The following is a 21606-nucleotide window of genomic DNA, read 5'->3' on the forward strand; positions in this document are numbered from 1 at the left end:
CACTTTATAATATCTTTTTACTTTTTTGATCTATTAGCCAGTTTTTTTACATCTATTTCTCTTAATTGACACCATTCAAACACTTCATTTTTAACAATAATCGGACATTCTTGTAAATCACTGATTTTTCTCGCGCCAAGCATAGTCATAATTACTTGTATCCCTTCCAACCAATCCATTATTTGCTTTATTGTTGCTTCGACTCCCTCTGCTAATAATTTACGGAGAATAGGACCAGCTATGCCTACTGCTCTTGCCCCTAATGAGCAACTTTTTACAATATCTAAAGGATTTCGCACACCGCCAGATGCAAACACAGTCAGCTTATTTAACCAGTTCTGCGCTTCAAGTAAGGAAATTACAGTGGATTGACCCCACCCATTTAAATATTCATAATTAATTTGTGAGTTTCGTTGATTTTCCACCCATATAAAATTCGTTCCACCACGACCACTAATATCAATGTATTGAATTCCTAGTTTATGTAAGAACGAGATGGTTTCCATGCTCATTCCAAAGCCAACCTCTTTTATTATGATTGGAATCTCTATTATTTTTATAAGCTGTTCAATTTTTTTGCTCCAATCTAAAAAATTGCGTTCCCCTTCATACATCACAAGTTCTTGTGGAACATTCAAATGGACTTGTAATGCATTTGCTTCAACCATGTCAATTGCTTTTCGAGCAAAATCAATAGGAACATCTGCACCAATATTAGCAAAAATTATACCATTGGGATGTTTTTGTCGAACAATTTTATAAGTATCTGCCAACTGCTCATTCCTCAATCCAGCATGCTGAGATCCTACAGCCATCGCTAAACCTGTTGTTTTTGCGATTTCTGCAAGCAACGCATTGATTTCTCCAGTTTTTTTACTTCCTCCAGTCATTGCATTAATATAAATTGGCCTACCCAATTGTATATTTGCAAAACTCGTCGTAATATCAATTTCTTCATAATTTACTTCCGGTAAGGAATGATGAACAAAATGAAGATCATCGAAATGAGAGAAAACTTCTATAGAATTTTGTTTGCTTACTAAATGAACATGTTCATTTTTTCTCATTTCACGTTGATTTTCTGAATTCATCTATACTCCTCCATTTAGCAGGTAAATTAACATATGTGATTAGTATATGGAGAATGATGATATTTACTCTTTTCCATAGTATATCCACTGTTTAAAATACAAGAATATAAAAAGCATTTTTCATATTGACATTTCCTGCGATTGTTCCATATGAAAATTTCTTTCTTTTATGAGCAATCCTCCAATTAATCCAATAATAGAAAAAACAATTGGAATAATAAACCCAAAATGATACCCCATATCCATGGAATGAGCGTGAAAATAATCTAGAACCTTACCGAATAAACTCGGCAATAAAACTGCACTTAGAAAACCACCGGTATTCGCAAAACCAGATACTACACCCACTTCTTTCATTGAAAATGATTTCCGAACAACGGCAAAAGTTAATGCACTCGCACCATTGCCATATCCAATAATAAAAAATATGAGAACTAATAAATAATAAGGCGGTCTTCCATTACAAAGAAAAAAGGAGATCCAACTACAAAGAGTGACCACGTGAACGACAAGATATGGACGTCTAATGGAATGAAGGCGATTAGAGATCCATCCAGTTAAAGGGGCACCAATAATCGCACCGATCAAACCAATCATAATTAATTGACTCGCTTCCGAACGTGTCATATCATATACATTCATACCATAAGGTACAGCCCAAGATCCAATAAACCCAACATATGTGCCAACTACACCGAAATGGCAGAAGAACGTTGCCCATGCTTGACGATCTGAAAACAACCGACGTAAAATGACTAGTGTTTTTTCATTTTTATGAATCGATTGATCTACTGAAGAACGTCTAGTATTTATCTGATTCTTCATTTGTTTAGGTTTTTTAACCAAAACATAATAAAGAATCAACGCGCAAATACAGAGTAAGCACCCTGTTATAAGAAAAGGAACTCTCCAACCTAATAAATCGATCAACGCTGAAAATGGAACTGTTGCCATGAGAAAGCCAAGACTACCAGTCATTCCTGCAAAACCAAGTAATTGTACAAATTCATTCGCCTTAAACCATTGACTTAATATGAGGACAAGATTGACCCAAATCGCTGCATCCCCTATTCCTACTAATAATCTCGCCAAAAACAAAAAAGCCTCATTAGGAGCAAGACTATAGATGAGGGTACCTATCCCATTAAGCAACGTACCCATAATAAGAAAATAATTTGGTCCAAATCGATCAGATAATAATCCAATTGGAATTTGTAATCCAGCATAAGACAAAAATTGTAGGCTTGCTAGTAAACCAATGACTACTGCAGATACATGAAACTCCGTCATTAACTGCTCTGATATTAAACCTGGCGCAGTTCTTTGACTTACGATTAGAAAATAGGAAAACAAAACTACACTTAATACAATCCAACGGTAACTGTTTTGCTTTTTCACCAATTTCTCCGTCTCCCAGCTGTATTTTTTCTTAAGTATACTCCTATTTTTAAAATATTGAAGAGGAAAAAGTAGCTGTTGGTAAAAGAGACAGAACTTTGATCATAGAAGATTTATTAATAATTTTTTATTTATCATAAGATCCTTATTGTAAAATTAATCTTCCAAAACTAAATGATTAGAAAAAGGGAGATTGCAAAAAAATATCCCTTCTTCTTGAAATTTTAGGTAACATTCATTGAGTCTTTCCCGTTTTTGTCTTCTGAATTTTCACATGTTTAGGTTGTATAGGAAAGTCACCTTTTGCTAAGTCAGGACCAGTTAGGTCATTCCTTTGATTTAAAACATTTTTTGTAAATTCAATTGGCTTCTCGTTTTCCATTTCTTTCACCTCCATTGATTAGCATGGCGTTTCAAAAAACTAATTATGCCCCCATTTTTTTACAGTTACTATATTTAAGACAGGTTGTTAATAATTGTCGATTAACCATAGCATTTTTTTTAATAATAGTTTGATAGTTTGGTAGAAGAACTTGCTCTGGTGACATTTTCACTTCACCACATATATCCACACCAATGACTTGTTTAGCTTGTAAAATGGATGATAAATAATGAGTTAATGAATGAATACTCATCATTCCTTGGTCCCAATTTGTTGTAACCTCATTTGTATTTAGAACATCTTTATCGATGCTTACATATACAATCTCGGTATGAATTGAAGAAATTATTGATTTTAATGAATATTGTTGGTTTTTATTAAAAGGATAGATAATTGTTCGTGGGACATTCAGGTGGTGTAATTTTATATTTGTCGGTCCTATTATCACTACATTTTTTAAAAGGGGGTTATTTGCTAAAGCAAAAGAAACCCATGATCCACATGAAAGTATAGTTTCACCTTTTTGTTTTATTTCCAGATCAGGATGATTATCAAATAAAACAAGTGTAAACGGTTGACAGATTTCACTTAACAATAAATAGGTAACATAATGATAATTCCCATTTCCAATAAGTGTTATTCCTTTTTGCTTTCTTTTTTCTAGATAGCTTTTTAATAATTTCAAAGAATCTTCTTGGCAAAAGAGATTCACATGAAGTAAATGTTGAATATTAATATTTTCATGGGGAAATTGTTGAAGTTCCTTCTGAGAAATATACGTTTCGTCAAAGTTCATGATGGTTATTCCGTTATTTAATAACCCCATAATCTTTCATCTCCTAAATAATATTTTAAGAGATTGGATAAAACATGATCTTTTTCTCTCCAGAAAGTGAGCAAAATACAGTAAATAATAATTGATTGACATGCACTATCCAATCTCATTAAATACAAGCATGTTTGCTACGTAGTTTTAAAGTGGGTAAAAAGTAACTAGGTAATTCCTTGCTAATTTAAAAAACAACAAAGAATTACTCTAATTATAATACAATTTCTTAAACTATTTAAATGTTTTGACTTAATATAATAACCTCGCTTTATTTTCAAATATTAATTAGACGAATACTACGTATAGAAAAGATTTAGCTACACATAAAAAAGGGATTGATCTCAACAAAATATCATCTAAAATTGTAGTAATTTTCTCTACTTCAGTTAGAGTCCTAAGTCAAGGATCAACCCATATATTTATTTTTTTGGCTTTGTTTTAGTGCTTATTCAAATAGTTATTTCATGATAATTAATAAGGTGTCATCACATAAACTTGGTTAACCACGCAATGTATTCTGCACCTGGAATGAATAATAATTGTGCAAGTATGGTTCCTAACAAACGCGATGTCATCATCATTAGTGAAACCCCCTTCAAACTATTATAACTACCTCTCTGGTTAACCACATCATCAGCAAGTATAGATATTTTGGGGTCTATAAAAATGGTAAGTAAAATCGTTGCGATCCCATTTATTAGTCCTGATGCCATCGTAGCTGTTGCGGATCTTTCAGGAGCTATAATCGATGCATATAATGCTGACAATACTCCTATCGTGTATATGGCAGTAATAAGCATATTAATGAAGAATAATTTAATAGGAATATCTTTTTTCTTAATATCTTTTATGTATGAGAGTCTTGGCAAATGAATATGTTTAATCCCACGCATAAAATACTCCTTTGAAAATCCTTTCTTTAATAATGCTGGAATAGACCCTCTTTCTTCAGATAAGTGAACAATAGCCCTTGAAAACAATGCAATAAAGGTAGGAAGTAATAGTATGCCCATAATTGTCCCTAAAGTTGACGCCCCAATAATCACTCTAAATTGAGATTCAACAAATTGGAACGCATTTTCTTTAGGTGCATTATCCACAAGACGTCCTGTAAAAGGTTGTTGCATCATATTTGCCATTCTCGAAACAATAACCATTACATTAAATAATGATAAAGCAGAGGCTAATAATCGAACCCTTGCTCCAGAAAGTCGAACGGCATATGCTAAAGTTTCAATCGAATGGATGATAAAAATAAATAATGATATTAAAATTAATCTTTCTGATAATATTCCCAATTTATGTACCCACTTTATTTTCTTTTTATATTAGCATATTTTCATATAATGAAGAAAAACTTTTTCCATTAGAAAATGATAGAGAGGATCGCGTTTAAAGCAACCCTCTCTATCATACTTATTTATTTTTTTGTCAATTTCTTATTCCATTAACCTTTTGTATCAAACAGATTCAGTAGCTAATTTTACGTATTCGTTCTCATTGCTAGTCGTTTTCTTACTTTTTAAGCAAAGCATAACTATAAATGATAGACAATATAGTGCCGCAAGATAAGTCATAGCAACAGACATACTTGCATGTTGTAAGATGTAGCCAACGACTATTGGTGATACCCCACCTACCGCTCTTCCAAAATTAAAGATCGTGTTTGTTGCTGTACTTCTAATTGTTACATCGTAATAACGACTGATCAATGCTCCGTAGCCGGCAAACATTCCATTTGAGAAAAAGCCTACAACTGCACCACCTACCAAAATAGCGACGCTTCCTGTTGCAAAAGAATAAAAGAAAACGGCAGCGGCTGAAACAAGAAGAAAAACACCATATGAAAGTTTCAGTCCAAAACGGTCAATAATTTGTCCGAAGGTTAACATTCCTGCTATCATTCCGACAGCTGTGCTAATTGTCCAAAGGGCAGAACTAGAAACTGATAAGCCTTGTGACTTTTGCAGCATAGAAGGCAACCATATCATTAATCCATTATAGCCCGCAATTTGTACAGTGGCCATTATTGCCAATGCAATGGTTGTAAAAGCAGTACGTGGGTTATGAAATAATTGCATTAACTTCCCTTTTTCCTTTTTCATTTCATTTTTCTTTTGTGCTGCTAACCATTCCGGTGATTCCTTTAAATTTCTTCTAACCATAAATGCGAAAATAACTGGTACTACACCAACAAAAAACAAACCTCTCCAGCCAAACATCGGAAGAAGAACTGCACTTAATATGGCTGCAAGAATAACACCAAATTGTGCCCCGATACTAACATATGAAGAAGCTCGTCCTTGTTTATTCTTTGGCCACGCTTCTGCAACTAATGCCATACCGATCCCGTACTCGCCACCAGCGCCGATACCGGCAATAAATCTAAATACATACACTTGCTCAATATTTGTCGCAAATCCGGTTAATGCCGTCCCAATAGCAAATAGAAAAATTGTATACGTAAATATCCGCACTCTTCCAAACTTATCTGCTAAAATTCCGAAGAGCATACCTCCAACTAACATGCCGATATTTGTTATAGTTGAGATAAAACCACCTGTTGCTAAACTGATATGAAAATCTGCAACGATTAAAGACATGGCAAAGGATATAAACATAATATCCATACCTTCAAGTGTTAATCCAGCGACGGACGCTACTACTGTTTTATTACGATAATTCATTTTTCTTTTCTCCTTTCAAGCCTCACAGGACTCTAGTTAAAAGAGTTGTAATTTTTTATCCAAAATAAATGCCCTTCCGTCCAATAGGACAAAAGGGCATTTAAAATACTATACAATCATAATATTTACATTTCCACCCTTTTTAGCCTCTCTGGACCAGATTAAAGGAAATATATTTGTACTAATCCTACCATGTGAAAAATGAGTTTGCAATGAATTTTTTAACGTTTCTAACGAAATATTTTTTTATTACATTACAACCCTATAGCTAATACGAAATAGAAGTATTTACTTTTCAAATGTTAAACTTTTTAATTGGGTTATGTAATAATGTATCCATCATTAGATATATTACTATAATTCGATTTCAAAAATTACCCTCATTTTTTTACATCAATTAATGTAAAACGTTCACATACCAATTTTAAATCCTCAGAAAATTCCTGGCCAATTTCCTTTAATGCTTCAGTAAAGAATTTTTCATGTGTATCCTTCCAATATTGATAGGTTCGATCTCCTTCTCCTTCTGCTATAGCAAACTCCTCTGGAACTTCATTCATTGGCATAATTTGAACATCAACTGTTTTAATAATAGCTAAAGGTTCATCATGACTATTTAAAATGATACTATAATCATCCACGCATGGTATGCGCTCATTTTCTAATTCATAAAAAATCAAACCAGAACAAGTAGCTGTTTTAATTCCTTCAATTACTAATTGTGCTAAATAGTTTGGATTATCTCCAAATTGCCATGCACTTACATGTTTCGGTATTTCTTCTCCTTTTAATTTCCAGAAATCATTCCAATAGTTTTGTGCAGCTTGATTCATAAATTTTCGCTCCCCAATTTCCAAATAAATTAAAGATATTTATTTTTTATTTTTATTTCAATCATTCATATGACTCTTCATCGGTTCATTTCTGAACCCAAATTCCACTATTTTTCTGTTGATAATACAATCAGATAGAAATAGAACATGAATCCCTATTTATTCAGGCTTCACGCTTTATATAAAATCCTACAAACTTAACGAATTGAGCCTTTAATTAATATATCAATGTATTTAAAATTTTAAAATCTGGATAAAATAAAAATACTAATTTAATAGTGAAAAGGCCACAAGAATATATCTGTGACCTAGAAATGAACATCATTATTATACTTTTAATTTTAACGTACATTGGTATTAACTAAATACTAACGCAACAATGGGACCGATAATCGATCCTAATACTGCACATAAAGTCATAGAAACAGAACTCATCGAGAATGATACTTCACCGTATTCATTTGACTTTGCAGTTCCAAGAGCGTGAGAAGTACATCCTAAACCTATGCCTTTGCCAATTGAACTATGAATTTTCGTCCATTTAAATATGACTGGTCCCAATAGAACACCTGTAAAACCTGCAATCATTACGCTCACTACTGCCATTGCTGACGATCCACCAATACCAGAGGCAACTTGTACCGCTACAGGAGTTGTAAGTGATTTAGGAATAATCGAAAGTATCAAGGTTTGGTCAATACCTATTAATTCTCCTAATAATGGTCCTGTGAACATACCTGATAATAATCCTACGATGACCCCTGTAATAATAGGAAACCAATATTTTTTTAATATATGTCTTTGGTTATATAACGGAAATGCTAAGGCGACTATTGCTGGACCCAACAGGGAATTTATCCATTTTCCACCAGTCATGTACTTCGTATAAGGAATATGAGCCAATTCTAGAATCACTATAATTATAATTGTTGATGTTAGAACCGGAATAAAAATTGGGTATGAAAACCGTCGATAAAGCTTGTTCATCACAAAATAGACCAACACGGTAAAAAGAATTATAATGATTGTGTATAGTGCGTGTTGCATTTATTCTTTTCCTTTCTTTTTCTGCTATGTTTTTCAAAATACTGACCAATTACTCCAGACATAATTAGCGTTATGATTGAACTTAAGACAATGACGACTAATAAAAATAATCCATCCAATGACAATAAAGATGGATAGTTCATAATTCCAATCATAGCTGGAATAAATAGTAAAGGTAAAATGGCTAAAAGTGTTCCTGCACCACGACTTATAAAGGAAACAGGAATAATTCTAAAGAATAAACAAATTAATAATAAAATTAGACCAATAATACTTCCTGGTATACTTAAATGAAAAAGATCTTGTACTACACTTCCAATATAGGAAAATGCAAATAATAGTACAATTTGCATCACAATTTTTATTAATTTCATCATTTTGTTGCTAAACATATTATTAAGCAACTTCAGCCTCCTTCTTTTGAAGTTAATAATATCTATTTTCTAAGCAAAAATATAGTTGTATTATACAACTATACTATGTTTTGTCAATATGAATTGAAATACTTTAAATTTACTGATATAAACAAATTATAAATAATGGCTCTTTTCGCAAATATTATTGCAATTTAAGGAATGTTATAGTGAATAACTACTGTCTGAAGACCGCTACACAATCCATAAGAATCGTTTAATCTTTTATTTTGTGTAAAAGCCGACAGTTGGGTCCTTACAAAAGCAACAAACGATACGAAAACAGACTAAATAACAAAGGAAGAAAATCATAAATGTCCAATCATTTAAAAATAAATGAAATTAAACAGATCGAATATGAATTAACTACACTCATTCGCAGAGCCGTTTATTTGGAACAAAATAAAAAAATAGGAAATATCGATCGTGCTCTTTACTTACTATTGAGAAAACTTGATGAGGATGGTCCAGCTAATAGTAAAAGTATTGCTAAAACGTTTCATTTAGATATTTCAACTGTAAGTCGTCAAACAACTACTTTGGAATCATTAGGGTTTATTCAAAGGTTTTCAGACCCAAATGATAAACGTGTCAGTTTATTCCAGATTACTGATGAAGGAAGACAAGCTTTACGAGAAGACATTGAAAAGCGTTTAGACAAGTATACAAACATGCTTGATACGTGGAGCATTCTTGAATGTGAGACATTTAAAGAATTACTAACAAGGATGAATCAAGCATTAATTGATGAAAATTGATTGTTTTTAATAATATGTATCATAGTTAATCACATATGGAGGTTTTTAGCATAAAAGTCGATATACTTTTATTTGATTTAAGAGATGCTAACTCATATAGAAATGACTTCTCCTTTTCAACACTTCAAAATAGGGACCGACAACTCTTTTATTTCCAGTCCCTTCTATCTTCCTTTAAGAATAAATAACTAGATTTGAGTTTACATAATTATTTTATAGTAACTTAATATAACACTTCAAGTAATTAGGAGCCGTTGGACATAACCTAAAATATTCCAATCGATGACCTTCAGGGATATGTCCAAACTTTACAAAATTCATAAATGTATCATACAAAAATGTATGAATACATTCGTAAACTTTTCACGGCATCGATGCTTAACTGACATAGAAATGTAATATTCCAATGATAAAGCTTAGAAATTTACCGAAAAACATTATAAAATTATAGGTTGTGTTGTATTAATCGGATATAGTTTTCCATCTAAGGAAAATGAAATTTTACCGGTTTCTTCGGAAACAACGAGTACAAGTGCATCACTTTGCTCAGAGAGTCCTATTGCTGCTCGGTGACGTGTTCCATATTTTCCTTCATGTATTAATTTTGAAGTTAATGGAAGTACATTTGCAGCAGAATCAACTACATTTCCTCTGATCAATACTGCACCATCATGGAGGGGGTTCCCTGGATAAAAGATTGACTCTAATAGCTTTGGTGATACCATTGCCCGTATTGGAATACCTTTTTGAATAATATTGTCAAGTGGGTCAAGACGTTCTACTATAATCAATGCTCCATGCTTATCCTTGGAAAGATGCTGAACAGTTGTGGTTAAATCCTCATAAGTGTCAGTAAACGAAGATAAATAACAATTTAAATAAAATGAAGCTGCCATTGATTCAATTGCGATAAGTTGATCTTTTATGCTCTCCAGGTTACCCAAAAGACAATAGTTTTCGTTTCCAAGTAAATCTAAATTAGATTGGAGTTGATGGATCAGGTGTTTCATGTCTGTTTCTATTTGGCGTTTCATTGGGGAAAAATCACAATTATTACTGTCCATATTTGATGTCCTCCATCTATTTTTTTCCTATTTAACATTCTTATATCTGTCTGTTAGATCATAGTGTTTCCAAAATTACCATTATCATTCGAAGACATCTATATATGGAACATCATCGAAAAGCTATGAAAGGTGCTAAAGATGCACTCAGAAGGATACTACACTTTTGTATAAAAAAGCACTTTGTTGTTTAAAACAGTGCAATAAAAATGAATCATTTGTTAAACGTCACAGAAGCGTTCTTGTTAGATCTACTTAATTCCTAGGTCGTTTTAATCAATTTCTAAAAGAAAGCCCTTTTTCTTTTAAGGCAGCTCTAAGTTTAGGTATAGATGCGGGTCCCATACCATGAAATTGTAAAATATCTTTTTCACTATATGTTGAAAGCTTTTGTAAAGTAGTTATCCCATTAGTTTCCAAAGCCCTTCTTGCCGGTGCAGATAAACTTGTAAGAAATCCATTGATCGTTCCGCGTTCTTTCTCACAAATAGGACAGGTTGGACAATCGCTACTTTTATAATATTGATGTCCATTTTTGCAGGTACGTAGGGTCTTTTTAGAAATAGTCATTTATCAATGCTCCTCTCTCATTTTCATTAATGATCAATATATGTGAAAAATGTATTTGGATAATATTATTTTTAGTTATGAATATTAAATTTAAGTTATCTTCATCTAAAATGAAGTAGTAGCTCCAGACAATTTGTATTTCCAAATTTAAATGCCTTACTAGCTACTACAGTATTATATCGAAAAATTCAATCATTATAAACATAAATGATAAGGTCGATTTTATGGAGAAAAACTCATCTAATTTCACTTATTGGCAAAGCCTAAGATAAATTATATACTTACAATATATTTCAATTTGTAAACATAGTAATAGGCTGTAATTAAATGTCAAATGATAGGAAAATGCAAAAAGTAGAAATGATCATTAAAGAAATGCTTGAAATACAACAAAAGTCCAAAACTTTGTAAACCTCTTTTCTAAAGATGAGCCACTTTCTCAAAACCAACTTATCTTACTTCTTCAGTTAAAAATTAATGGTGGAATGAAAGCTACGGAAATTGCTGGTTTTTTCTCTGTAACACCAGGTGCAGTTACCTCTACCTCTATGTGTGATAAACTGGAGAAACTCGATTTAATACAACGAGTAAGAGAGAGTGAAGATCGCAGAGTAGTAAAAATGAACTTAACGGAAAATGGAGAAAAATAGTACATGATCTCTTTTTGAAGTTTTCACAAGAAAAACTTGCAGATATTGTTGAAGTATTAACAAATGTAAATAAACTAATGAGCAAGATTTTTTAGGGATTTCAAATAGTTGAAATCCCTTTTTTATTGGCTAATGTTGAAACTTCTCTTTCCCATTCATCTTTAAAACATAGGCTATGTTAAATTTGAATGTTGATTTTTAGGTAAATTTAAGGGAAACCTAGATTTATAGAGGTTTCCCAATCTTTATCAAATAGAAATACCTAAAAATTATTCCTTCCTTTTTTCTATATGCTTAAATTCCTCTAACCCATTGTTTGCTCGCCCCTTTTGATAGATATTATCCTTACCTTCTACCCAATAATAATAAGTAGCTTCTGGTTCATTTTCAAAAACAACACCAATATAGTAAGGGTTTAAATGTTTAATGCCATCCTTACGGTGAGGAACTGTGGAAATAGTCCATTCTTCATCTGGATAATGCTCTTCTAAGTATGGTCTTAGTAATTTCACTTTTTTGTCAATTTGTGCATCTATCCAAAAAGGACGAGCAACAAAAAATATACAATAAGCTACAAATATAACTAATGCTACTAACCAACCATTTTTTCGCCATCTACCTTTTAAATAAATTGCAATAATTAAGATTGATACAATTACTGCCCCAACAATCAATAACTCTATTATTTCTTGTGGATGCATTATACCTATCCTCCTCTACATAACCATCCAGAATTAAACATTGAACTTTGAAAGACGAAACAGTTATATGTGTCCGTCATTTCAAATACAAATGATGTGAGTAAGAACTCTTTAATGTTGTGTTTTGTGCTTTCATTGCTACGGTTATCTACAAACAAGAACCACGCAAGGTAGTGACGAGATATTTGGTAACCACACCTTTAATACAATCTATCCATTGTTTCATTCGAGAATGGGGACCATTAACATTCTGGATGTGATACAAACCCTTAATAACGTGTTTGCCATCGTTTGATTTAATTCCGTAATGTTCCATTCCTTTTTCTTTTGCATAGGTTTTATAGGCTCTCCAAGTATCTGTTACAAGTACGTTTTCTTTTGAAAGTTTAGAACCAATTATATTATCAACCTGTTGTTTCACAACACGCCCCATACAAGCAACTTTAGATATGCGGTCTCTTGCAACAAGAACTTGTTCGTGACTTATTCCTCTACGCTTAGATTTACAGGCACGCTTACGAGGTTTTCGTTCTGAAATGCCACGTTGACCTTTTTGATAGTATAGGAAATAGTTCTCGTCAACTTCAACGATACCATCATATTTTTCAAAATCCATTTGTTTTAATGCACTTAACAGTTTGTGTCTCCAATAAAAAAGTGTAACCTAAGTAATCCCTACGATTTCAGCAGATTTTCGGAGGGAATAGCCTTTGAACATACAATCAGCAAACGTAATCCATTCGTCACCTTTTCGTGTACGGTATAGAACCGTATTAGTTGTATCAGTAAAGGTCTTACTACAACACTTACAACGATAGCGTTGGCGACCATTCTATTTTCCAAACCTTACAATATATTCAGATACACAATGAGGGCATTCAACCCCCTATTTGAAGTGTGAGTTTAACGCATTTCATTAATTAGACGACCACCGACAGAGGAAGGAAATAAACATGAAATTTATACGAATTCATTAATAACATCTGTTCTATCTTATATGCAGGTTTACTTTTAAGTGCAATATTATCAATTCTAGGTGCCATTTTAAGAACCTTTGATTTGAACAAATCAAAATGAGTATATGGAACGGAATTGATTTACTTGTCGTTTTAAGTATACCTGCCTCTTTTTCATTTACTCGAAATATTTTAAGCGTTCAATTCAATTTTGTACGTCCAAACTAAGATTTTAAAATTTAGATTAGGATATATTTCATTGAAGATAAAAAGAGTCATTTTCCAATTAAGAAGAAAGACTTTTATTTAAAACTTATTCAAATAAAAAAGAAATCAATGTTATTAAGATAGAGAATCCTAATATGGTACCTACAACAAATGTATGAAATTTACGTCTCATTACTATAATGGCAATATACTCACGAATCATTGCATTTGGCCAGTAATAAAATGCCGTTTTAGAACCGATACCTTGACTATTTAGACCAGCTTTTTTTGCATATAAGCTAGCTCGGAACAGATGAAAATTGTTCGTCGTAAAGATACTATTATATTCATTTCCTTTTAAAGAATCCATGAGGTGTTTTGAAAAAAGCATATTCTGAAAAGTATTCACAGAATGAACTTCTGTCAGAGTATCTTCTATAGGAATTCCATTGTTTACGGCATAAATTTGCATCGCTTCTGCTTCGGGGAGGTTTTCATCAGGTCCTTGTCCACCTGAAAAAACTAATTTTGGTGGTAGAGTTACCGCCTTTTGTTTCCAATAAAATTCAATCGCTTTATTTATTCTACTTGCTAATAGTGGTGGAACCCTATCATTAATTAAACCACTGCCTAAAACAATAATAAAATCTTGATTGTATTTTGGCCTATTAAACTGGTATAACATATAAGCGGTCAAAAAATTAGTTAAATGTAAAAAGAAATAAATGACAATTAATGAAGCTCCTGCATATAGAGGTTGCAAACTAGTCGATAATAAACGCTCAGGATTTATGATTTGGTTTATAAATAATATTAATAGAAAGATACCTAAAAATAATGTTAACGCATTTGAAAATCGTCTCCCCTCTTTTTTCATTAATACCCTTGCATTTAAAAATAATGCAACACTTAGAGCAAAAAAACCAAATGTTGCTATAAATAGTAAAATAGCAAATGGGAATAATGCAAAGATCATAAGGAGTTTATTACCAGTACTGTATCCTAAAATACAACAAAAAATAAGTAATGAACAAAAAAACAGGTTAAACCAAAAACCATTTATCACTCTTCTTGGATCTGATAAATAAGAACTTATAAATGTAACAAACAATAAAAGGGTAATAATTCCAATTGTTAATAGCATTGTAGACCTCAAATTTCCAAAAATAGTTTTTCGATTCATTATACATGAAAGTTATATTAGTTTTCACCTTTTTTTTCATTTTATGGAATTTAAAAGGCTAGATTTTAATCAGAAATCATAAGTTGAAACAAAAAGGAGATACTATTTTATTATTCCTAAGAAAGGAGCAATTTACTATGACTAAAAAATATAATCAAGGTAGTCACAATCAAAATTCCCCCCATTTACATGGACAAACTCCAACTAGTGGAGATAATAGCAAAGGAAATAAAAGAAATAAGGATCAGAGCACGAAAACAGAATAAATTAAAATCAAACAAACCGATTTTTTTAACCGGTTTGTTTGATTTTTTACTTGGCTTTCCATACCTCTTATAGCTTAAATTAATTACAATTGAGTAAAAAACCTCGAATAAACATAGTTGACAAATCGGATTAATATGCTTTAATCTGTAATTACATAAATACTTATCAAGAGAGGTGGAGGGACTGGCCCTATGAAACCTCAGCAGCAGATTCTTTTTTGAATCCTGTGCTAAATCCTGCAAGCAAATTGCTTGAAAGATAAGTTGAGGTTTATACAGTTGATCATTCCTCTTCTTATCCAATTAAAAGAAACTAACATAAGAGAGGAAATGAAAATGGAAAGATTGTTAAATGAAACAATAGAAAGTCGTCGAAACGATTTAATTAATAAGTTAATTGAAAATGGACAATACAAAAAAGATGGAAAGCATCTTTTTGAATTATCTTTATTAGATTTGGAATATGAGTATTATAAAATTACATCTAAAAATCATCCACATAGTGGAATAGACTCTATTCGATGGATTAATTTTAAATAAATAATTAATAGCCTCTTTAATTTTAAAAGGGGCTTTTTTATTTAGGCCTTATTTTCAAACCTTCTTACTATTCAACTCATATCTTAACTGAAAAAGTAAGTTGAAGTTTGGCAAACCTCATAAGAACACTGAACTCTTTATTTGGTGTAAAAGCCAGAGATAATACAAAAACAACAAACGACACAAAAACAGGGCATAGTTTTCATATTAGGGATTACTCATGCTTAAAATTTTCCATTTTCAATTCTAATTCAAAATTTCGTTTTATTACACTTCCTTTGTTTATTTCACTATATATCAATATCCATACTCATCTACTAATTCTATTGGCCTATATACATGTACTTTCCATTTATTATACAATTCAGTTGGAATAATTAGGATGAAAAGGATGTCATCATAAAATATGGAAAGGTGAAACGATGCAGAAAAAAGAATTTTTTGACTCTAGGGCAAGAATGATTGGCTTTTCAATTTTAACCATAACATTGACACTTGTATTTGGTGGTATCACCCTTGCTATGCTTTTCGGGTCAATTACTTTGGAATTTCCAATGTTCATTCTCTCTCTCATATTAACTATAGTTCTTATACCTGTGTCCATCGTACTACTAAAAAAGGCGACAACAAACGAACCTTCCGTTGTCATTAGTACAGAAGGCATTATGATTAATGGATACATTCCTAAAATTGGATTTATCCCATGGGAAGATATCGATGGATGTATTCCATATCAAATCAATAAACAGGCAATGTTAGGTTTTATATTATTTGATGAAGATAAATACGTGAATAAATTCACTGGTATGAACAAAAAGCTTTTAGAAGCAAATAAAAGCATGGGTTACCCTGCCATAAATGTTTCCATTAATAACTTGAAGGATAAAGAAGGTTTTTTTGAAGCACTTGCTGAACAAAATATAGGTTTTTATCTTGAAGATGAACGACAAGCGTAAATACAAACAGCACCAGTATGGTTTAGTGGTGCTGTTTTTCTTGAACCTCATATTCTATAAGATTGTCGTGCACAAACAACAGACTATCAATTTTTATATAAATAAACTCATCAATTAGAAGTAGCTACACTCTTCGTAGCTACTTTTCCCAGATCTATTGGGGTAAAAAGTGTTTATAAAACGATATTTTAATTTATAAATTTATCTCTTCTTTTTTAACTTAAATGGAAGCAATAATAATATAAACAAAATCAAGGCGGCCGCTTCTAAAGATAGAATATAATATGGATAGGGGCCAAAATAATCTAATAAGGAACCATTTATTGGTTTATATGATAGAAACATATAATTTCCACGAGTGATTTTATTTAAAAAATAGGCAATTCCTGCACATCCATTCAAAAAGAAAAACGATCTCACCAAACCTTTAGTGGTAGGAATATACTGATGTACTATAACATAATAAATACAAGTCCAAATGATCAGAATATGGGTAATAAAAAATTGAAAGAAGCGAAAATGCGGATATCCTAAGAATAATTCAGGGGTAATGATTGCCATTAATGCTCCCGAGATCCCCATAAAATAAACGATTTGAAAAACAACCTGAGATTTTGTTAATAACATGATTAAACATAAAATTAGGCTTATCGAACAAAGCTGAAGTGGCAATGCAAAAGATACATCCCATACTCCCCCACTATAAAGCCATATATGATAAAGAAATTCTAAGAGGAAAAGTATTGTAAAAAAGGATATTCGCACGATTTGATTATGTTTCTTCAAAATAGTGCGTCCTAAAATTATGAATAAAACACCAATAAACATTACAATTATCATCAAAGTATGTGAAAATGAGAATATTTCAAATGGAAAAGCCTCATATTTATGCTTAAAAAAACCCTCCATATTATCCCCCCTTCTCTCATATAAGATACTCTAAGTCTCCGAGATTCATGTTATTTAAAGAAAGGTACTGTATATAGCATAAGAAAAACCCTCCTACCTAAGTATGGAGGGTTTACTACTTTAAGATGCCTGTTTAAAATTAATACTTTTTCCTTCTTTCCGTCGTTGTCTATATTCAGCAGTAGCTGTAAAGAGTACGTCGGTGGAAGAATTTAAAGCAGTTTCACAAGAATCTTGTAAAACACCTACGATAAATCCTACCCCAACTACTGTCATAGCTACATCATTTGGAATTCCAAATAAACTACATGCTAATGGAATCAATAATAAGGAACCTCCAGCAACTCCTGAAGCTCCACAGGCACATACAGCAGCTAAAACACTAAGAATGATCGCTGTAGGAATATCAACGTGAATACCCAATGTATGAACAGCGGCAAGTGTTAACACAGAAATAGTCACAGCTGCACCAGCCATATTAATTGTTGCACCTAATGGAATAGAAACCGAATACGTATCCTTATCCAAACCTAACTTTTCACATAATCTCATATTAACAGGAATATTGGCTGCTGAACTGCGTGTAAAAAACGCAGTAATACCACTTTCTTTTAAGCACTTAAAAACTAATGGATATGGATTTTGACGAATACCAATGTACACGATAATCGGATTAATAACTACAGCAACAAATAACATACAGCCAAGTAATACAGCAAGTAGCTTTCCATAGCTTAATAATGACTCAAGCCCATTTGTCGTAATTGATTCAATGACTAGTCCCATAATACCTAATGGAGCAAATTTAATGACCCATGTAACCATTTTTGCTACTGCATCAGATACGTTTGCTATCATTGTTTTAGTCGTGTCAGGTGCATTTTTAAGTGCTACACCAAGAAGGATTGCCCAAGCTAAGATTCCGATGTAGTTTGCATTATAAATAGCTTTAACCGGATTATCTACTATATTAAGTAATAATGTTTTTAGGACCTCTATGACTCCACCGGGAGCAGCTAAATCCTCTCCGCTATCAGCTAAAGTTAGGCTTACTGGGAAGATGAAACTTACAATTACAGCCACTAATCCAGCTAAAAATGTTCCTAATAGATAGAGTACAAGAATGGATTTCATATTTGTTTTATGACCACTTTTATGTTGGGCGATGGCAGACATAACCAAGAATAATACTAAAATAGGTGCTATTGCTTTTAATGCGCCTACAAATAATGAACCTAATATAACAAATGGTTTGGCGACAGTTGGAATGGCAACTGCTAGAATAACCCCGATAATCAAACCGATTAATATTTGTTTGACTAAACTGATTTGACTCCATTTTTTCCATATACTTTTCATATACGTTTCCCCCTAGTTGTTAAACCGTTAGAATAGTGGAATTATTCTAACTTCAAGTCGTGTTCTATTAGATGCATTTCTAATTAATAGTATTATAATGAATATTTAGATATATTACAATAGGTTTAATATTTTGTGGTGTCTGTACATTCACCCTACTATTTAATTTGAAAATCATAATAAAACAGTGATAGTTCTACTATTATTATGAAAAAAATCAACTATTTTAAATTATTTGATATAATTTAATCGAATACTTTAAACATAATAAGATTTGGAGTGGTTTCTTGTTAATTTATTTTACACATAATTGGGCAGTATAGGGGACGAATGCCATTGTCAGTGATTGAGGTAGAACACCTACTAGTGGAAGGTGGAGATGTCTGTCTTACAGTGGTTGATACAAATTCATAAAATCAATCGAGGTCCGGATTTTGAGATGAAAAACGCTCAAATGAAGTAGGAACTAGAATTAATCGCATGGTAAAGCCGAGCGGTGAACAGGTCCCTTCTCCTCAAAAGCCTGAAGCTCCATATAGGGGAAAAACAAAACGGAACCCTGCCTCCATAGATGAAAAAATCATCTAGGAGGTATTGTCCTTGAGTAGAAAAACTGAAAATACAGGATTTCAATGTAAGAAATGCAGGATGGTAATTAAACCATTAACAAATGGAAGTTATCGTAATCATTGCCCATATTGTTTATATTCTTTGCATCTAGATCAGCAGCCAGGTGATCGGGAAAGTAGTTGTCGAGGTTTAATGGCTCCAGTAGGTCTAGATTATTCTAATAAAAAAGGATATCAAATTATCCATAAGTGTATAAAATGTGGCAAGGTTGGTAAAAACAAAGTGGCTATTAATACAGAACAAGAGGACCAACTAATTCACTTTTTGAAAGCAATACAATAGAATTTATGTTCAAAAGTATTCAAGAGCACAAGAAACAATCTTGTTAGAAGTTTCTTGTGCTTTCTTTAATTATCTTACTTTTGTTTTTATATAATCATCATATCCCCTTTTTCGTAGTTTACAAGCGGGACATTCTCCACACCCTTCTGCAATTATTCCATTATAGCAAGTTAATGTTTTTGTACGGACAAAATCTAATGCACCAAGTTCATCCGCTAACTTCCATGTTTCTGCTTTGTTTATCCACATTAGAGGTGTATGGATAATAAACTGGTTATCCATGGCTAGATTTAAGGTCACATTTAAAGATTTGATAAATATATCCTTACAATCAGGATAACCACTGAAATCTGTTTCACAGACACCTGTTATAATGTGTTTTGCACCTACCTGACTGGCTACAACACCAGCGAAGGATAAAAATAATAAATTTCGACCCGGTACAAATGTAGATGGAAGCTCCCCCTCTTCCCCATCTGTTACATCAATGTCAACTCTTGTTAAAGCATTCGGAGCTAGTTGATTTAATAGTTGCATATCTAAAATATGGTGTACAATTCCTAACTCCTGCGTGATATTTATTGCACAATCTATTTCCGCTTTATGTCGTTGATTATAATCGAAAGTCACTGCAATTACTTCTTCAAAACGTTTCAACGCCCAAAATAGACATGTTGTACTATCTTGGCCACCACTAAACACAACAATTGCTTTCTCCTTTTTCAATTTAACTACTCCCTTTATAAAATTGATTTCGCAATAATATACTGGTTTAGTTGCCTCTTTAGATACAGCGATGTTTTGTTTACCCTTTTAGAGAAAAAAACAGTACTAATTAACGTACTGTTCATTAGTTTTTTTAAGAGGGTAGCTAGAACCTCTACCGCCTCCGCGGATTTTACTAAACTTGTATGAATTGATTAACTTAATTCTAGCATTTTTCATACTAAAGCAAAAGAGACTATAACCCTTCCATTGGTAAACTATGTTAATATAAATTTATAGTAGAGTTGAGTACTTTAGGAGGGATTCCCTTGAAAATAATTGACACGATACCTTTTTTTATGAATAATTATCACCCTTCAATTCGTTTCTTAAGAAGCTACTACAATGAATATCCTGACATTTTCCAAGAATATTTAGCCTATCATTGTAAGGATACCGATGAACGACATTCTCAATCAATAAAAAAATACCCTCAGTTTTTTTCAAGAATTAACCAAGTTCACCAAAACATAAAACCTATTATCAAAGAAATCGATGAAAAGTATTCCAATATGTATCAACTTACTTTTCCAGTTGAAGTAAACTTAATAGTTGGGGGGTTTGGATCAAATGCATATACACACAGACAAATTATTCCTAACATATCCTTTGCATTAGAAAGATTATCCCCTTCACCAGATCATTTAAGAACAATTGTTGCACACGAATTTGGTCATGTTGCACATAATATCCTTTCAGACATGTCAGGAATGGAATGGTCAAAGTTAAATTGGAATAATCCACTTATATGGCTTCACCAAGAAGGAGCAGCTATTCATTTTTCCCGTAAAACCGCAAAAAACTTGGATCCTTCCATGTATTTCTCATTTAACGATGAGGGGAATAATTGGTTAACATATGCAAAAGCACATAAACATGAAATTAAAATGGCTTTTGCACATGACTATGCTATCCATTCACCCGAACAAATATTTCGAGAATGGTTTTCTATTAATGGTGGGCGTACCTTTGGTTATAACAGACTGGGGTATTTTATTTCGGATATGTTTTTTCAACATCAAATCAATCAGTTAGGAGAGAAAAATGCAATAATAGCTTGGACTCACACTGACATTGAAGGTCAAACAGAAAAGTGGCTTTTAGAAAATGTTATGTAAGCAATTCAGCTT

Annotated in this window: 23 protein-coding genes, 1 pseudogene and 1 riboswitch; of the genes and pseudogenes, 7 read left to right on the plus strand and 17 right to left on the minus strand. The window is 32.3% G+C overall.

What is annotated here, in order from left to right; translation table 11 throughout:
• Positions 1-17 precede the first annotated feature (17 nt).
• From fni to I5818_RS13440, 9 genes are all read right to left on the minus strand, one after another.
• Positions 18-1091 (minus strand): type 2 isopentenyl-diphosphate Delta-isomerase, encoded by a 1074-nt coding sequence (gene fni, locus I5818_RS13400; protein WP_058005335.1) that lies wholly within the window; start codon positions 1089-1091, stop codon positions 18-20.
• A gap of 120 nt (positions 1092-1211) precedes the next feature.
• Positions 1212-2492, minus strand: coding sequence for an MFS transporter (locus tag I5818_RS13405; protein WP_058005336.1), 1281 nt, complete (start codon positions 2490-2492; stop codon positions 1212-1214).
• Positions 2493-2724: 232 nt separating this feature from the next.
• Positions 2725-2871, minus strand: coding sequence for a hypothetical protein (locus tag I5818_RS13410; protein ID WP_158022196.1), 147 nt, complete (start codon positions 2869-2871; stop codon positions 2725-2727).
• Between the two features lie 43 nt (positions 2872-2914).
• A complete protein-coding gene (locus I5818_RS13415) occupies positions 2915-3697 on the minus strand; it encodes an arginase family protein (protein ID WP_209391755.1) in 783 nt (260 codons plus the stop codon).
• A 488-nt stretch (positions 3698-4185) separates the two neighbouring features.
• A complete protein-coding gene (locus I5818_RS13420) occupies positions 4186-4998 on the minus strand; it encodes a lipid II flippase Amj family protein (protein ID WP_071975842.1) in 813 nt (270 codons plus the stop codon).
• A gap of 162 nt (positions 4999-5160) precedes the next feature.
• Positions 5161-6387 (minus strand): MFS transporter, encoded by a 1227-nt coding sequence (locus I5818_RS13425; RefSeq protein ID WP_071975841.1) that lies wholly within the window; start codon positions 6385-6387, stop codon positions 5161-5163.
• Positions 6388-6767: 380 nt separating this feature from the next.
• Positions 6768-7220, minus strand: coding sequence for an ASCH domain-containing protein (locus tag I5818_RS13430; RefSeq protein ID WP_078111508.1), 453 nt, complete (start codon positions 7218-7220; stop codon positions 6768-6770).
• 357 nt (positions 7221-7577) lie between these two features.
• Positions 7578-8267: an LrgB family protein gene (locus tag I5818_RS13435; protein WP_071975839.1), complete on the minus strand. Its 690-nt coding sequence runs from the start codon at positions 8265-8267 to the stop codon at positions 7578-7580.
• On the minus strand, positions 8237-8641 hold the full coding sequence (locus I5818_RS13440; protein WP_058005420.1) for a CidA/LrgA family holin-like protein: 405 nt from the start codon (positions 8639-8641) through the stop codon (positions 8237-8239). Before I5818_RS13440 ends, I5818_RS13435 begins: the two co-directional genes overlap by 31 nt.
• Positions 8642-8994: 353 nt before the next feature.
• Here I5818_RS13440 and I5818_RS13445 point away from each other — a divergent pair, with 353 nt between their 5' ends.
• Positions 8995-9438: a MarR family winged helix-turn-helix transcriptional regulator gene (locus I5818_RS13445; RefSeq protein ID WP_058005342.1), complete on the plus strand. Its 444-nt coding sequence runs from the start codon at positions 8995-8997 to the stop codon at positions 9436-9438.
• 437 nt (positions 9439-9875) lie between these two features.
• Here I5818_RS13445 and cdaS read toward each other — a convergent pair whose 3' ends face one another.
• Positions 9876-10502, minus strand: a complete 627-nt coding sequence (cdaS, locus tag I5818_RS13450) for a sporulation-specific diadenylate cyclase CdaS (RefSeq protein ID WP_058005343.1) — start codon at positions 10500-10502, stop codon at positions 9876-9878.
• Positions 10503-10778: 276 nt separating this feature from the next.
• On the minus strand, positions 10779-11072 hold the full coding sequence (locus tag I5818_RS13455) for an RNA polymerase alpha subunit C-terminal domain-containing protein (RefSeq protein WP_058005344.1): 294 nt from the start codon (positions 11070-11072) through the stop codon (positions 10779-10781).
• 473 nt (positions 11073-11545) lie between these two features.
• On the opposite strand from I5818_RS13455, the gene I5818_RS26075 reads away from it, so the two are divergent.
• Complete coding sequence (locus tag I5818_RS26075; RefSeq protein ID WP_411818870.1) at positions 11546-11722, plus strand: MarR family transcriptional regulator; 177 nt, start codon at positions 11546-11548, stop codon at positions 11720-11722.
• 269 nt (positions 11723-11991) lie between these two features.
• On the opposite strand, the gene I5818_RS13465 is transcribed toward I5818_RS26075, so the two are convergent.
• The 3 genes and pseudogenes from I5818_RS13465 to I5818_RS13475 form a co-directional block, all read right to left on the minus strand.
• A complete protein-coding gene (locus tag I5818_RS13465) occupies positions 11992-12423 on the minus strand; it encodes a hypothetical protein (RefSeq protein WP_078110053.1) in 432 nt (143 codons plus the stop codon).
• Between the two features lie 33 nt (positions 12424-12456).
• Positions 12457-13365: pseudogene (locus I5818_RS13470) on the minus strand (IS1595 family transposase); the annotation flags it as partial.
• Between the two features lie 327 nt (positions 13366-13692).
• Complete coding sequence (locus I5818_RS13475) at positions 13693-14730, minus strand: YdcF family protein (RefSeq protein ID WP_058005346.1); 1038 nt, start codon at positions 14728-14730, stop codon at positions 13693-13695.
• A gap of 176 nt (positions 14731-14906) precedes the next feature.
• Here I5818_RS13475 and I5818_RS26265 point away from each other — a divergent pair, with 176 nt between their 5' ends.
• From I5818_RS26265 to I5818_RS13485, 3 genes are all read left to right on the plus strand, one after another.
• Entirely contained in the window at positions 14907-15035 is a 129-nt protein-coding gene (locus I5818_RS26265; protein WP_257233982.1) for a hypothetical protein, read from the plus strand.
• A gap of 160 nt (positions 15036-15195) precedes the next feature.
• Positions 15196-15301: riboswitch (SAM riboswitch) on the plus strand.
• Between the two features lie 70 nt (positions 15302-15371).
• A complete protein-coding gene (locus I5818_RS13480) occupies positions 15372-15575 on the plus strand; it encodes a Fur-regulated basic protein FbpA (RefSeq protein WP_058005421.1) in 204 nt (67 codons plus the stop codon).
• A gap of 422 nt (positions 15576-15997) precedes the next feature.
• The gene (locus I5818_RS13485) at positions 15998-16531 is read left to right on the plus strand and encodes an STM3941 family protein (protein WP_071975837.1); all 534 of its coding nucleotides are present in this window, start codon (positions 15998-16000) and stop codon (positions 16529-16531) included.
• Positions 16532-16732: 201 nt separating this feature from the next.
• Here I5818_RS13485 and I5818_RS13490 read toward each other — a convergent pair whose 3' ends face one another.
• Positions 16733-17440 (minus strand): YwaF family protein, encoded by a 708-nt coding sequence (locus I5818_RS13490; RefSeq protein ID WP_209391756.1) that lies wholly within the window; start codon positions 17438-17440, stop codon positions 16733-16735.
• A gap of 120 nt (positions 17441-17560) precedes the next feature.
• A complete protein-coding gene (gene sstT, locus I5818_RS13495; protein WP_058005349.1) occupies positions 17561-18799 on the minus strand; it encodes a serine/threonine transporter SstT in 1239 nt (412 codons plus the stop codon).
• Between the two features lie 600 nt (positions 18800-19399).
• Between sstT and I5818_RS13500 the strand changes: the two genes are divergently transcribed.
• Positions 19400-19711, plus strand: coding sequence for an RNHCP domain-containing protein (locus tag I5818_RS13500; RefSeq protein ID WP_071975836.1), 312 nt, complete (start codon positions 19400-19402; stop codon positions 19709-19711).
• A gap of 69 nt (positions 19712-19780) precedes the next feature.
• On the opposite strand, the gene queC is transcribed toward I5818_RS13500, so the two are convergent.
• Entirely contained in the window at positions 19781-20455 is a 675-nt protein-coding gene (gene queC, locus I5818_RS13505; RefSeq protein ID WP_139358197.1) for a 7-cyano-7-deazaguanine synthase QueC, read from the minus strand.
• A 290-nt stretch (positions 20456-20745) separates the two neighbouring features.
• Here queC and I5818_RS13510 point away from each other — a divergent pair, with 290 nt between their 5' ends.
• Positions 20746-21594, plus strand: coding sequence for a M48 family metalloprotease (locus tag I5818_RS13510; protein WP_078110983.1), 849 nt, complete (start codon positions 20746-20748; stop codon positions 21592-21594).
• The last annotated feature ends 12 nt before the right edge of the window (positions 21595-21606 follow it).

Source organism: Heyndrickxia oleronia (assembly GCF_017809215.1).
In the GTDB taxonomy this organism is placed as follows: domain Bacteria; phylum Bacillota; class Bacilli; order Bacillales; family Bacillaceae_C; genus Heyndrickxia; species Heyndrickxia oleronia.